The organism is Pseudoalteromonas sp. G5_S1_14_S5, from assembly GCF_054968605.1.
Genome location: NZ_JBQKUM010000008.1, coordinates 1 through 13,995, shown reverse-complemented (window position 1 = coordinate 13,995; position 13,995 = coordinate 1). Strand labels below are relative to the sequence as shown.

General features: G+C 43.7%; 11 protein-coding genes and 1 pseudogene. 5 read left to right on the top strand and 7 right to left on the bottom strand.

The window, feature by feature from the left end; genetic code table 11:
* Positions 1-18: 18 nt before the first annotated feature.
* Positions 19-351, bottom strand: coding sequence for a hypothetical protein (locus ACTRWI_RS03960; protein WP_081230238.1), 333 nt, complete (start codon positions 349-351; stop codon positions 19-21).
* A gap of 405 nt (positions 352-756) precedes the next feature.
* Here ACTRWI_RS03960 and ACTRWI_RS03955 point away from each other — a divergent pair, with 405 nt between their 5' ends.
* Both ACTRWI_RS03955 and ACTRWI_RS03950 read left to right on the top strand, forming a co-directional pair.
* Positions 757-954 carry a hypothetical protein gene (locus tag ACTRWI_RS03955; protein ID WP_081230237.1) on the top strand — a complete coding sequence of 66 codons (198 nt, stop codon included), beginning with the start codon at positions 757-759 and terminating at the stop codon, positions 952-954.
* A gap of 384 nt (positions 955-1,338) precedes the next feature.
* On the top strand, positions 1,339-1,677 hold the full coding sequence (locus tag ACTRWI_RS03950) for a hypothetical protein (protein ID WP_499129568.1): 339 nt from the start codon (positions 1,339-1,341) through the stop codon (positions 1,675-1,677).
* A gap of 353 nt (positions 1,678-2,030) precedes the next feature.
* Here the strand turns inward: ACTRWI_RS03950 and ACTRWI_RS03945 are convergent, their stop codons facing one another.
* The 5 genes from ACTRWI_RS03945 to ACTRWI_RS03925 all read right to left on the bottom strand — a co-directional run bounded on the left by ACTRWI_RS03945 (position 2,031) and on the right by ACTRWI_RS03925 (position 11,557).
* On the bottom strand, positions 2,031-2,870 hold the full coding sequence (locus tag ACTRWI_RS03945; RefSeq protein ID WP_499129567.1) for an REP-associated tyrosine transposase: 840 nt from the start codon (positions 2,868-2,870) through the stop codon (positions 2,031-2,033).
* A 110-nt stretch (positions 2,871-2,980) separates the two neighbouring features.
* Complete coding sequence (locus ACTRWI_RS03940; protein ID WP_499129565.1) at positions 2,981-3,496, bottom strand: hypothetical protein; 516 nt, start codon at positions 3,494-3,496, stop codon at positions 2,981-2,983.
* A gap of 85 nt (positions 3,497-3,581) precedes the next feature.
* Complete coding sequence (locus tag ACTRWI_RS03935) at positions 3,582-10,742, bottom strand: RHS repeat-associated core domain-containing protein (protein WP_499129563.1); 7,161 nt, start codon at positions 10,740-10,742, stop codon at positions 3,582-3,584.
* 83 nt (positions 10,743-10,825) lie between these two features.
* Positions 10,826-11,194: a hypothetical protein gene (locus ACTRWI_RS03930; protein WP_499129562.1), complete on the bottom strand. Its 369-nt coding sequence runs from the start codon at positions 11,192-11,194 to the stop codon at positions 10,826-10,828.
* 54 nt (positions 11,195-11,248) lie between these two features.
* Positions 11,249-11,557, bottom strand: a complete 309-nt coding sequence (locus ACTRWI_RS03925) for a hypothetical protein (RefSeq protein ID WP_499129561.1) — start codon at positions 11,555-11,557, stop codon at positions 11,249-11,251.
* A 389-nt stretch (positions 11,558-11,946) separates the two neighbouring features.
* Here ACTRWI_RS03925 and ACTRWI_RS03920 point away from each other — a divergent pair, with 389 nt between their 5' ends.
* The 3 genes and pseudogenes from ACTRWI_RS03920 to ACTRWI_RS03910 form a co-directional block, all read left to right on the top strand.
* Positions 11,947-12,300: a hypothetical protein gene (locus tag ACTRWI_RS03920; RefSeq protein WP_499129560.1), complete on the top strand. Its 354-nt coding sequence runs from the start codon at positions 11,947-11,949 to the stop codon at positions 12,298-12,300.
* A gap of 100 nt (positions 12,301-12,400) precedes the next feature.
* On the top strand, positions 12,401-12,697 hold the full coding sequence (locus ACTRWI_RS03915) for a transposase family protein (protein WP_499129559.1): 297 nt from the start codon (positions 12,401-12,403) through the stop codon (positions 12,695-12,697).
* Positions 12,698-12,700: 3 nt separating this feature from the next.
* Positions 12,701-13,121, top strand: a pseudogene (locus ACTRWI_RS03910) (IS66 family transposase); the annotation flags it as partial.
* Positions 13,122-13,492: 371 nt separating this feature from the next.
* Here the strand turns inward: ACTRWI_RS03910 and ACTRWI_RS03905 are convergent.
* Positions 13,493-13,834: a hypothetical protein gene (locus ACTRWI_RS03905; RefSeq protein ID WP_499129557.1), complete on the bottom strand. Its 342-nt coding sequence runs from the start codon at positions 13,832-13,834 to the stop codon at positions 13,493-13,495.
* Positions 13,835-13,995: the final 161 nt, after the last annotated feature.

Genomic DNA, 13,995 nt, shown 5'->3' with positions numbered 1-13,995 from the left:
CCAGAGACATCTGTTGCTTTATACCGGAAGACCGGCAGTTAGCATGGTAGTGATAATGGTTTGAAGTTGCGCCAGCACCAGCATGATGATGACAGAAACACCAAGACCGATAAGGTTTGGTCGAACCATTGAGAAGATGATGATCCCTGCGAAAGAACAGAACGCGATAATTTGTCCAGGAACACCTTCAGCAAAGCTTACTAGTTCATCAAATAAGCCTTGGAACGCATCACCACCTGAACCGGCAATGGCCGAGACGGTAAAAAACATAAGCGCGAATGTAATTAAGCCGAGGTATGTCGTCTTTGAATCTACTTTTTGTACATCATTGACGTTGATTGTGTTTTGCATAGAAATATCTCCAATAATTCCGGTAAATACCTTTTAAGTAGGCCCTTGAATCATTGCAGGTAACCTAATTTTGAATTCCAAATAGTGAGCCCTTTTTTTAGGTTTATTTGTTTTTATTCATAAGTGCATGTTATTTAGGCTTATTTTTATGTCAGAAAATCTTGGTTCCCCAAATTTCGTTGTTGACAATCAATATGCTTTATTGAGTTCCATGCATCGACGAACTGTGACTTTCATATTTCAGACGGATGACGGGTTCTAAGTACAGAGCTGCAGCCAGAATAGAAAGGGCTTCGATGGCGATGATTTCAACCACCAGCGATACTAAACGGGGGGAGCTTTCTAGGTACTCTGACGAGGGGACGTTACTATCAATAGACAGCGTTTCTGCCGAGGAGAAGAATCATGAATGAACGATATTTGGCTTTCAAACAATGGTGTCCAACTGGCACCAATTGGGAGTTCATGGCTTTTATTGCTAAACGAAAAGCGGAGTTTACGGGGCAACCGGCTTGCTCGGGGCATATCTCTGACCAGAGTGCATTTTCGGCGTATATCAAAGATTGGGTATCCGCTAATACCACCAGCAGCGCCCATTCTTAGATTCAATTATCTAATGGGTTTCTTCATGTGTATGCGATTTGTATACCCGTTCCACTTGAAGTTGCAGGTTTCAACATCAGAAAATTATCCGTAATTCTGGATACCTGTGATCTTGCACGGGTTCTGTCGCAAATATAGCTAGAGGTGTGACAGACCAATCCTTTCACATCGCTCCGTTAAGCTAAAGTTTGAAAACACCCTGAGGGGTATGTATTTTAATACCTAGTGAATTCTTATACTTGTCTAGTCTTCAAAAGTGGTGCAAATCATAATTCATTTGACTAGTACTAAAAGTATTATTCAATCACATCTATATAACTATCAAGTCGATTTCGCCTCTCATTTAGAGGCGAGGAAAACCATCCAACCAATAGAGAGGAATATATGAAAATTTACAAAAATATAGCTTTAGTATTTTATATCATGTCAAGTACAGTTTTTGCAGGGTCTCAAACAGGTAAAGTTAGTACACTTTATGCGAGAGCTTCTGATAACTTACACTTAGTAAGCTTAACTGGCGGGACAGCCAAAATTGATTCACCAGCATGTGCAACACAGAGGTATTGGATTATTCGGGATGAAAACTCAGTCGCAGGAAAGTCGCAATTTAGTCAACTATTAGCGGCAAAAATGGCAGGTAAAACGGTATCTATTTCTGGTTTAAACAGTTGTATCAGATGGGGGGATGGAGAAGATATTAACACTATTGTGATAAAAGATTAGTTTAAGAAAATCAAAACTAAAACCAACTCTCATGTTTAGAGGCTGCCACTTTACCTCCGAGGTTATTCTCGAAACCATACGTTATTATCTTGCATATAAACTCAGTCATCGTGAAATTGAAGAGATTCAGAGTGAGCGCGATGTTGTTGATCACGCTACTACTAATCGTTGGATGGTCAAATTTTCACCTATCTAGAGGTGGTTGTTGCAAAAAATTTATATTGGAATTTTCTTTGCAACAACCCACATCAACTGGGCTTGTTGCAAAAACCTCACGAGCCGCCAGACTTTAACTATGATTCATCACTGAGCAACACGTTATGGTCTAGTCTGAATTCAAACATCACTTAGGGTCAGGCCTTGCTTTTTGCCACGATCCTACTGATTCTCGAGTAGTGTAACCCAAAGAAATCACCTAGTTGCTTTTGGGTGTAACCACCACTAGCGAACGCGCTTGTTATTGCTTCATCTCGCGTACTCGCATTGATAGTATACTGTTGCAACGAAAGCGGCTTAGGACGACGCTGTTTAGCGGGGATTTCTGCAATATCGCCCTCTTCCACGTTTGAACTTTCCATATGGCTGTGGATGAAATCTTCACTACCCAAGAATACTTGTTGTTTTAGGTTGTTCCATAAAGGTTTGCCTATGCCTGAAAGTACAAAGTCATGATACTTTTGGCTCGCTATTGTTCGTTGACTATCGAACAATAGCAGTGTTTGATTCACTGCCAACCACTCTGGAGCTTCGTCTTCACCCATGATGGCGTGCCAGCTGCTCCACTGATACTCTGCTGGACTGTCAACCATATGGGCGCGAATAGGGTTCAAGAGGATATACCGCCCTACTTCCAACAAGTATGACTCTTTATCAACCAAAATAGCTTTGTACCGACCTTGATATAAATGGCCAACTCGGCGATGTTTACGATTGAATCTTTGAGTATAAACACCATTCAACTGTCGCATGCCTTTACTCAAGTTGCCATCTGGAGTTTCTAACAACAAGTGGTAATGATTGGTCATCAAGCAGTAGCTATGAACTACCCAATTAAACCGTTCACACACTTTCGCCAATACTTCCAAAAACAGGTCAAAGTCTTGCTCTTCTAAATATATGGGTTGCCGAGCGTTACCCCGAGAGGTCACATGATACAGCGCTCCCGCGAACTCTATCCGTAAAGGTCTACTCATTGCTTTCCCTACAAAAAATGGCCTAACTAAAAGCTAGACCATTTCCTTAAAATAGCAAAAGGCAAGACCTGACCCTATTTGTGTTACTGAATTATTGATGATAAATCATTTCACCAAGACTTTAACGCTTCGGTAATATCAGAAGTAATGATCGGATCTTCATTTTTTTCCTGAAGGAAAGTCAACATTTTTTCTTTAGCGTAGCTACCACCAATAAAATGTAAAGAGGATATTACGTGGCGTTTAACAATAATTTCATCATCACTTAATTGCATATATATATCTTCTAATTTATTAACCGAATTATTATCTCTAAAGGCTTTAGTAGCATTAACCAACTCAATCATTTCAGCTCTATCTGCGGTATAGTTAATGCTGCCAATTGAATCCCAAAGATATTTTCTTTCATCAAACTGTAAAGCTTTCACATTTACTCTACCGATTACAGAAAGATAAAACAAAGTACGATTTCTATTCACAAAGCGAAAGTCTTTATAAGGTTCAAGGCATTCGGATAGCTTTCCAACATCCAAAAAATGATAGCGATTTGAGTAGACATGATTAAGAATTGAATCAACACTTCTAATTTCATTCAGATCACGTTCGACTCCAAACATTCTTTCCATTATTTCCCCTTGCCTAATCTTTGTATCTTTTAAATCGATTATTCTCTGGCAAACATTTGCATAGAGAGCAGTCGGAAAAACAGCACTACCAATTAGGCAAAGGAAAAGAAACATGGACATCTTCATATGTTGTTTCATGCCAACCCTTATATTCATCTATAACATCTTCCCTGTATTCTCGTTTGACCTCTTCAGATGGTTCTAACCTATCTAGTTCACCATCAAGATCTACATCCATGTCTTTATAATACCTTAGCCTAGTCTTTAGCGTCGATGTAGTTCTGATTACTTTAAAAGTTCCGTAGGTTGAACTTGTAACAGTTGACGTTGCATTTAAAGACATACCTACAATACTCTTACCTGCCATCGGTGCATTGCCAGGTAACCCCATTCCATTAGCCAATGTCCAGTCAGTATATGTGGGATATGCATAACTAAGTGTAAATGGTCCCAGAGAAAGAGGCTCAAAATGTATGTAAGAAGATACTACAGTTATTTCACTCCAACGCCCAACAAATTTTAATTCGGGAATTCTATTTTCATATGAGTCATCCGACCCATGTGAACTATCATGTTCTTTGTCATCCGACCCATGTGAACCATCATGTTCTTTGTCATCACTTCCATTATTAACTGTTTGAGAAGGGCCAATATCGTCAGGCATATCTACAGTAGATCTATGGCCAGTGTCAACATCAGTTTCTTCGACGCTCCAAAAACCAGTCGGATCGACATATTTTAAAGGATTATTCCACACATACGAATAACGGTTGAAGCTATTCGTCACATATGGCGCTTGGATAATTGGATCTGGGCTAATGAATCGACCCAATTCCTGATCGTAAACCCGGCCATTCATATGCACTAAGCCCACCTCCACAATCTCTTCGTGGCCGGTGTAACCGCGGTTGGTGATCGCTTGTTGCACGACATCCAACGGGCCATCTTCACGCCATGCGACTTTACGCTGCTTACCCCACGTGTCGTAACTGCGGCGCTCGACCACTGTGCCGTAGCCATCGGTGATCATATCGACCGAGTTGAGGGCATCATAGTGAAGGTAGCGTGTTTGCTTATCTTTCAGCGCTTGCTTACCATCATCCGTTTGAGTATTGAGCGCGATTAACTTGCCATCAGCATAGATAAAGTGCTTGTGCTGCACGATGCCTGTTGCTGTATCGGTCACGCGTTCATAACTCTTACCGAAGTAGAAAGTTTCAACACCGTCACTGTTCTTCTTCAGATAGCGATTGTGGTTGGCATCGTAGAAAAACTCCACCGTTTTCCCGTTCCGCGTGATCTTAGTTGGCTTGTTGAAATCAGACCACTCCAATTCCCGCTCCGAACCTTTCGCCCCTGCCGCCCAAGCACGCAGCATGTTGCCGTTTGCATCATACTGGTAATTAAGACCATTGGCTTTGGTCACCGCGTGTGGGCCAGCGTGTTGGTTACTGTATTCGTAGTCACCAACACCGGTCTTAAACTCTAGGTTGCCAAGCTTGTCATATTGATAGCTAAATGGGCCGGCTAAGTCCGGATTATTCAAGCCATGCTGCGCTTTGTCCGTTAATGCAATACGGTTTTCGGTGACTCGATCGAGGCCATCGTATTCCCACGTGTCGGTGATGCCCAGCTTTTCATCATAGCGATACGTCACGTTGTTGTGATTATCATAACGGTAATGAATCAAACGCACGTTGCGCCCTTTACGGGTGCTCCCTGACAAACGGGTATCAAACAACTGGCTCGCTTTGTGCGTCGCAATGTAGTTCGGCCTGCCCGTTCGCGCATTGTGGCTATACGTGTTGACTAGCCCATTCCCTAACGTTTCCGACAAGGTGTGATCGTACGCATCCGTTTCACGGCGCTGCCAATAATAGATGTAGGCCGGGTTCCCTATCGATTCCGCCAATTGAGATTGAGTCAAGATCAAGTTGAGGTGATCGGCTTGGCTCGACTGCTGTGTGTTCTCACAGCTACGGCGTTGATTCGCGGCTAGGTGATTCCCACCTAACTGATTGGCGAATTCGCAATACAAGCCGCTCAATTCAGCGACTTTTTCAGACAACGAGATCAGTTGGCTCGCCAAGTCGGTGTAGAACTTGTAACGCGAACCCGCGATACTGGCTGCCTGAGAGAGGTCATCTGCGGCAAACAATAACTCGTTGGTGGTGGCACTATCGGCCTTTGCAATGTACAGGTCTTTATTGCTCATGAGATCTTTCTGACCATTACTGTCGTAGTCGGTCAAAATGAAATCATGCGCAGACTTAAGTGTTTGCGATGCGAACTCAGCCTGTGACACTCGGTGCACGCTGGCGTTATAGTTTCGAGTCCCTTTCTTTGAGCTTTTCGCCAGTGAGGTCGATAAGCGATAGATGGCGCCCTCTAACGTAATGTCTAGCGGGATAGCCACATCATCATGCAACAGTACCCAAGTTGCTGGGCGCAAATAACATTCACCTTGTGCGTTACACCATTGTTTATAACGGTATCCATTGCCGAGCAACGCCTGTGAGGAGCGATCCAGGTTATGAACATTCACCGTTTTGCGATTGTACTCCGCGGCTTTGTTCGCAAAGAAATGTTCTTGAATTGAGTAACGCTCTGCTTTATTCAAGTACACTTGCGCTTGTGCTATCGCTTCATCCAGCAACTGCTTGATATCTTCTCGGAAGCTCGCACTGGTGAACGCTTTATCAGCATAGGTTTTCGGGCTGCGCACCGCCGAGACATAACCATGCGGGTTGTACACGTACTCAACCGCTAGCTTGTCTTCGCTGTTTTTCTTGTTTAGCTGTTTGGCTGCGCCCGCTAACGTAGTGTCGACGCCATTGGGACGAACTTCACGCGCCACTCTTTCAAAACTGTCGTAGAAATAGTATGTGCTGAACTTTTCTTTGTTGACTTTAACGGCCACCTCTTCGGTTAAACCCGCCGCGTTGTAATAGTAGTTGGTCTCGCTGCCATTACCGGCAAAGCCAGATAGGGTGCCAAGCGCACCGCGCTCATCGTAGCGCCAAGTCGATACCTTCCCGTTTTCCGTTTGCTTCGTTTTCCGGCCCAAGCGGTCGTATTGAATGGTAGTGAGCGTGCCTTTTGCATCGCGCTTTTCAATCAGCTCACCGGCCGCATTATAAATGTATGACCACTTGCCCATATCTGGATCATCGAGGTAGCTTCGATGCCCCAAATTGTCATAACGCACCTGAGTACGATTGCCAGCGGAATCGGTGCTCGCTCTGAGCTTACCATCGGGGTAATACTGATAGGTTTGATACGCGTCATGTGGCTCCTCTTTACGCAGAATGTGGCCCATCACATTGGTGTGCGTACTGTGCTCATAACCGCGCGCATCAGTAACACTGGTTTTGTACCCTTGATAGCGCGTGACAAAGGTTGCGATGCCGCCATTACTTGCAGGCTCGCGCTTTGTGATTTCGCGATTCAGTTCGTCATAAACAAACGTCACCACGGGTGCTGCCGTTTTATTACCCACAAACTGCGGGCGAGTCACGCTGACTTTACGCCCATTACGGTCCCAACGCGTATCCACGACAACCAGCTGGCCGCTAAAACCAGTGTGCAGTTTACGTACTTCTCGACCAGCATAGTCGAAGAAGGTGGTGACCTGCCCTCCAGAGGCCGGTTTCGTTGTTATACAGCTGACAGTCGTTGAAGTGGTATGCTCGCCACATTGTGCGCCAAGTCGGTATTGTGTCTCATTAACATTGCCCTCGCCTGGCAAGCTTTCACTGGTCACACGACCAAAAGCATCATACTCAAAGCTGCTAGTGCGGCCTTTCAAAGCACTGACCGCTGTTTCCAACAAGCCTTGCGCATTAAACTGAGTCGAAGAACGATGCCCTAGTGCATTCGCTGTCGAAGTCACGTATAACCCTTGAGGGTCATATTGAGTCGTTGACGTGCGAGCAGCTAAGTCCGTTCCCTCAACGCTTTGTTCAATGACATTCCCCCACTGATCATAACGGTAACGATTGGTGATGGATTTGCCACCCGTTTCAATATCCGCCGTGGATTCATAATCTGAGCTGGTTGTGGTTGTTGAACCTAGGAAACCACGGCCCGTGTAATGAAACACATTGTGAGTGGTTCGCTTGAGACGAGTCGTATTGTCCGTCAGCGTTGAGGTTGAAGAGGCCACGGCGCCGACTTTCCAAAAATTGTCGCCTGCATCGTGAATAAATTGACCATGATTGAGGTTTGACGAGGTGAGTTCGAGGTTGCCATCGCCATCAAAATCCTTGGTGCTGACGGATCCACATGCCTTGGGCTTAGCGGCATTAAAGGTGGCTGCCGACACTTTCGATAGCTCCCCAGAATAAACCTTTAAACCACTTGAACCTTTTTTAACTTCGCCAGAAACTCGGTATTTAAAATAAGTATTGTAACGCTGCAGAACTATTGGGATATCAATTTCACCGTGGATTAGCACCACGTTGTCATTCGCTTTAAAATACACATCCCCGTTAGCAGCGCAGTAGCGCCCTAACCCTGCTTTGAAAGAGCTAAGCAAAGCCTTGATGTTGTTGACATTGCTCACCTTCGTAACATCGTACACATAATCGTTGGTCACGCCGTTTGAGAGGTAGTCAAGCTTGCGGCTGCTCGTAAAAGAGCCAGCGCCTTTAACACCACTGGAAATCACAGAGGTTTCATTCACAACATTACCAAAGCCATCGAGCGTGCGTTTGATTTCTTCCTGTCGCTGGATCACGCTGCTCTTCAAGTCGTACGTTTTTTTCACCACTTGATCGGCATAAACTTGGTAATACTTCGCCCCATAGCCTTGTTGAGTTAACTTTTTGTAATTGTAAGATGCCTCTGACACTTTTTTGTCATTTTTGAATACAGAAACCCGTTTAAGCTTGCCGACTTTTGCCAGATCCAACTGCTCAAATACGCTTTCTGTTCTGGTCGTTACATCGGCAAACTCTGTTTTGATAATTTTTTCAAACCCAAGGAACCCCCCCCCTAAATAGTGCGACTTAGCGCCTTCATATTGATAGGTGAAAGAAGTAGCTCCGTATCCTTTTGGCTTTTGAATAACCTTTGATACCAAGTATGAACGTGGTGTTGAGTTAACAAAGGGGAAGCGATAGTAGGGTTTCTGCTTGTGAAGTGAGGCATTTGCCGCCACTGAATAACCAACATGATACTCATTAGCTAACTCTTCAATTATCGAAATCTTGTCGGTTGGGTAGGAGGTCGACTTGAGCAGGTACAGCTTATCGTCATCACCTTTTTTAACAAAATCAAGAACTCCATCAGAGTTGTAATCCCCTGACTTGACGATATTCTCTATTTTTGGGCCGATAGTTGTCTCTAAATCAATCTGCCCAAAATGGTTTTTGTAAAAGCGCCCATTGAGGTAGATCTCTGGGTACCCGTCGGAGTTATAATCAATAGCCTTAATTAAGCCTTGATACTTTTCACCATGAACTTCTCCCGTCGAGAACGTCTTGATAAAGCGCTGGCCATCGAATAGGTAGGCACTAATTGATTCGTCAAAGCCTCCAGCGCCAGAGTTTACAACGAGATCTAAATAACCATCGTTATTTAAGTCAGTCAAAACAGAGTTGCTTACACTGTGAAAAGCAATATCCCCGACTATCACTAACTCGTTATAAGACCGACTGGATAAATAAACAAGGACCTTAGAATCATTTTCCGAGTAGTAATCATCTTTTCCATCGTTATCAATATCACCCACCCCCGCTATCGGAAGAGAAAAATCCTTTGGGTTAATGAACAACGTTTGTTTGCCATCACCATTCAGGTCAGCTGCTGACTTATAAGCAAGATCAACGGAATTATCTCCAGCTACGCTTACCCAACCGCCAAGGTCTGAGGCTCTTGAATAGGTTCTCAGCGTACCATTGTTACTTGGTGAATAGGTGCCCAACGGTCTACTTTGCAGATAATAATTGTACATAGAGCGCTCACGGTCTGGCGGACCATACTCACCACACTTCTCACCTTTAACATAACGAAACTGTTCTGTGTTCAATACAGGATTATCTAAAGTACCCGAGAGCGCATAAGTACCGATATAAGAGTAACTTTCTCCTTTAGGTCCTTTAGCCATACCAGAGTTAACTGAAGGCTTGCTTCTACTACAGACAGGAGAGCTTGGTTTTTCAGTGAACCCATAAGGTTCAAAATGCCCGTCTCGATTGCTATCAAAAAAGTCGACTTCTGCAAAGTCCAAAAGGGATGATGTTCTCTGTGGGGAGCTGCTAGAAAAGGCAGAAGGCCGATATTTTCTATCGTGAGGTCTGATAGCCATTTTGCCTCCATTCCACCTAAAATGAAGCGCCGTAGAACATTGACCAGAAGCGCAGTAATCAACTTGAGCCAGCAGGCTTCGAGATGTGGAATTAGACACCCTGTAGGATAGGTTATAGCGGCCGATTTTGTTTCCACGGCTATCAAAGGTATCTATCTGCTTCAAACGCTCGGTTCGATTCAGTAATTGGCCACCTAGATATTTGGCAGTACGGTCTGGACGAGCCTCATAACCCAACTTGACCTTACCGCCTACATAAGTGATGGTCGATAATTTATGTTTGCCCGCTTTGTTATCTTCTGCGTAAGTAAAATCGATATGGTTGGCTTTGCTTGCATCGGTGATTTTACTCAGTGCCCACTTATAAACCTCAACACGTGTTGGCAACTCAACACGAGAGCTGTCCGTTGTACCATACTGATAAACGGACCCATCTTTTCGCCACACTTTAAAACTCACCGGCCCAATGCCCGCACGGCCAAAAGACACAATTTTGTCATAGCCATTATGCTCGACACGGTACTCCGTTAAGTTTTCCCCATCTTTACCCGATATTGCGATAAGTCGTTTGCCATCCAAACAGTAGCGATCGTCACTTTTAAATCGAACACCTCCCCATCTCCCATCTTTATTGAGGTTTTTCCCACAACGATAAACCGATGAAAGGCCACCCAAGCTCCAACCCATGCCTAACATGCCATTAGGTGAGTCACTGCGGTATTCAAGGCTTAATTCGGGTTGGTGACCAGCACGTCCAGGAGATACGGATATAGGTAGCGTATAAGTCGCTTGACCACCCGAGACTGAAAAGTCACCAGAGAGCTCGATGCTTTTTCCTGCCCCAGTGGTTAACGACAACGCCGGCTGAGAAACGAATGCCAAAAGCAACGTGGCAGAAAAAAGTGCAAAGGAGTGTGTGAAACGGATTGATTTCATATTGACCACTACTGTTTTCATTCTGAATTTGGAATATCAGCGCCTCAATCATGGTACTCAGGCGCGATTGAATCGGTAATCTTTTATTGACGGAGTGATTGAAGATTGCTCAAACGTTGCTTTAAATTTTCTAACTCCGGTGGTGAGGGGTATTCCTCACTAATGTTGTGTTGTGAGAACTCGGAAAGCTCGCCATTTAATAGAGGAAAATCCACTTTTACAGCTTCGACTAAACCATGGGCAAGGGTCTGCTGGAGCTGAATCACGGGAGTTGGAAACTCCGCGTCGGCACTCAAGATTAATGGTTCAGGTTCATTCACTATGTTTGATGATGGCTCACTACTTGTATTTTGGGTAAATAACGGCAACGGCTTTAAGAAGGTTAAAAAGGAACCGATTAACAATACAAGTAACAACAGCCCCAGTTTTAGGGCATTGGAGAGGCTAAACATCTTAACTCCTTGCTGAACTCTTTCTGTCATTCAATTTAAACAATGACAACTGACCTATTCACTCACGATGTGTATATGTTGCCCTTTACACTCTGTATCATTGTCGTTCATGTGAAATCGAACCCTCTTTCCACTGGCTAATGCTGCCATTAATGTCGAATATACAATTTTATTGTTCTCTTCCGTCTTCTCCCATTTCAGCCAAGTTCCTGCAGGGCATGTCGCATTACCATTGTCCAACGCAAACACAACTAAACCGGGCAAATAAGAGGGCTCTAAAGTCGTAACTTTTCCAAGAAACTGTTCCAGGGCAAAAGCGTTAAAGCTTGCTAACAGCGTAAAAGTAATAAGCGTCTTTCTCATGATGCACTCCTTAATTTATAAACAAATCAAATACTGAACTCACAAGGAATCAGCCTTGCTAATGCACAAGGTGCTTAAGATACACAAAAAATAGCCAAATTCACAGCCCCACCTGCCCAAATGTCAGGTTTATGTAAATGTTATGCAAAATGATTATTTCGATGTATTATCGAAGGAATTGGTGTGGTTGAGGAAGCCTACTTTGTTAGGCAGAGATACGCTGTATGAGCTGGATCAAATACTTAAGATATTAGCTTATGTGTCCAACTATTGGGGTCCACTTCTTTGCAACCAATTTTGTAACTAGAAAAACGTATTCATTCGATATGTAAATTACTAGTTTTTAAGCAGTTAATGTGGACGTTGAGAAAAGAACAAGGATTATTTATATGATGGTTAGATTAGTTTTATTTGTGTTAGTGACGTTTGCTAGCAACAACAGTTATGCCGCTTGGCTAAACACCACTGGTAATGTCACTAAGATTATGACTTACGCACACTTAAACACTATTCTCGTTACTTTGTCAAATAACGGGCAACGCATAAATGGGTGTTCTAACGACAGTGAATTTGCAATTAGTAGTGCAATGGATTCAGAAGCACGTAGCCGGATGTACTCTATGTTGTTGGCCGCAAAGTCTGCAAATAAAGCAGTGACTATCTCGTATAGCGATGTAGGTAACTGTGAACCTTGGGGCACTAACGGAAGCGAATATAGAAGAATCGTGCGTCTATCTCACTAAAAATTGGGTCATCGCGGATTAACGGGAACTAAAAACAAAAACGGTAGTAAGTGATATGGTTTAGTCGCCAAACAAAAATCATACACAAACTACCGTTTTCATGCCGAATCATACTTTCCTATCTTCATTCTGGGAAGGCTTTAAAATAGTAAAGTCTCACCAGACAGCCTCACTTATTACCCTAACTCTTAAACCTAACTCTGAGGCGAAATGCTCTTGTGGTCTCGAGGCCCAGGCTATCCATGAGTATCAATGGCGTCATGTAAAAGAAGCCATGTTGCTCGGTGTTCCTGTTGAACTTTCCCTGCAAACTCGAAGGATTAAGTGCCGTGAATGCGGCATAAAAACAGAGGCTTTATCTTGGTTCATCGCGGCTGTCCGGGGAAAGCCGCGATGAACCTTAAAAGTTAAGTCTGCTGAAAAAAGAAAAACAGAGCGTCAACTGCATGTCAAACCGATACTGGATGAGTTATACGGGTGGATGGCGTCTCAACGAGTGATAGAGTCTAGCCCGCTAGGTGAGGCGATAAAATACACTCGGTCAATAGCCGAAAATTATCCGTTATATCGATGACGGTCACTTATCGATAGACAATAATCGTGCTGAGCGGGCAATTAAACCGCTGGTCATTGGCAGGAAGAACTGGCTCTTCTCGAACACAGCAAATGGCGCTGATGCGAGTGCGGTGCTTTATAGCATAGTCGAGACAGCGAAAGCCAATGGACTCATCCTCTACAACTACATGATTAAGTGCATGCGGGAGTTAGCGAAAGCTAAGTCAGATATCGATGTACTCCTACCTTGGAACTTCAAACATTAGCAAGATAATAGCCCCGTGGGTTCGTGGGGCACATACAAATGAACAATATTTTAAAAACGTATGTTCCTTTTAACTCCCTTGCTCTGTCTCATGCCATCCTTATTTTAAGTGACAAGGCGAAACAGCCGTTGCTCGTGGAGTCACAAGTAAAGATCCTTGGCGTAGCTCGAAAACATCGGGAATACAGCAAGCGCTGAGTAACGAATATCTGAACAGAGCGGGATTGTATTCACTAAGAGATGGATGGATCGCAGTTCATTTTCCTAGCCAAATAAAAGGTTAGGTGTCTAAATGAACCGCCCTGTGCGGAGCCACATGCAGGGCGGTATGGGAGCTGGAGGTTAGATACCTCCGGCTACCCGATTGTAAGGTTATCTGATATATACAGCTTGATCACTTCGATTCTCGTTGATTACATCTCCAGACCAATGAAAGTAAACTGAGGTACAGGTATTCGAGTAAAATTGCATTTCCCTATTCCCCATCAAAGCTGCAAGGGCCATTGACAATACAGAGTCATATCGGCTATCACTTTCACTTACGTATATATAGTTTGGTTTACCGCATTTATTTGGATCACCGAAAGCACCAGAAATTAACACGCCTCCACTGACTAACTCCACATTAGTTGGTACAGCCCAGTCAGAGTAGCCACCCGCATATGCGGAAACACTCATTAACATGAAAAATAAACCTATAAATACTTTCTTCATTTAATCTTATCTCCTTGTAACATTTTATTCGTGCGCATCAACGTTTATCTCATTGGATCAGTTAAAAGGCGCACACCTAACTATCTGTGAAAAATAAACTTATCAGCTTTCTGCCAAATATAATATAGGCTTTGATGTGATGGACGCACCTCCTTTCTAGT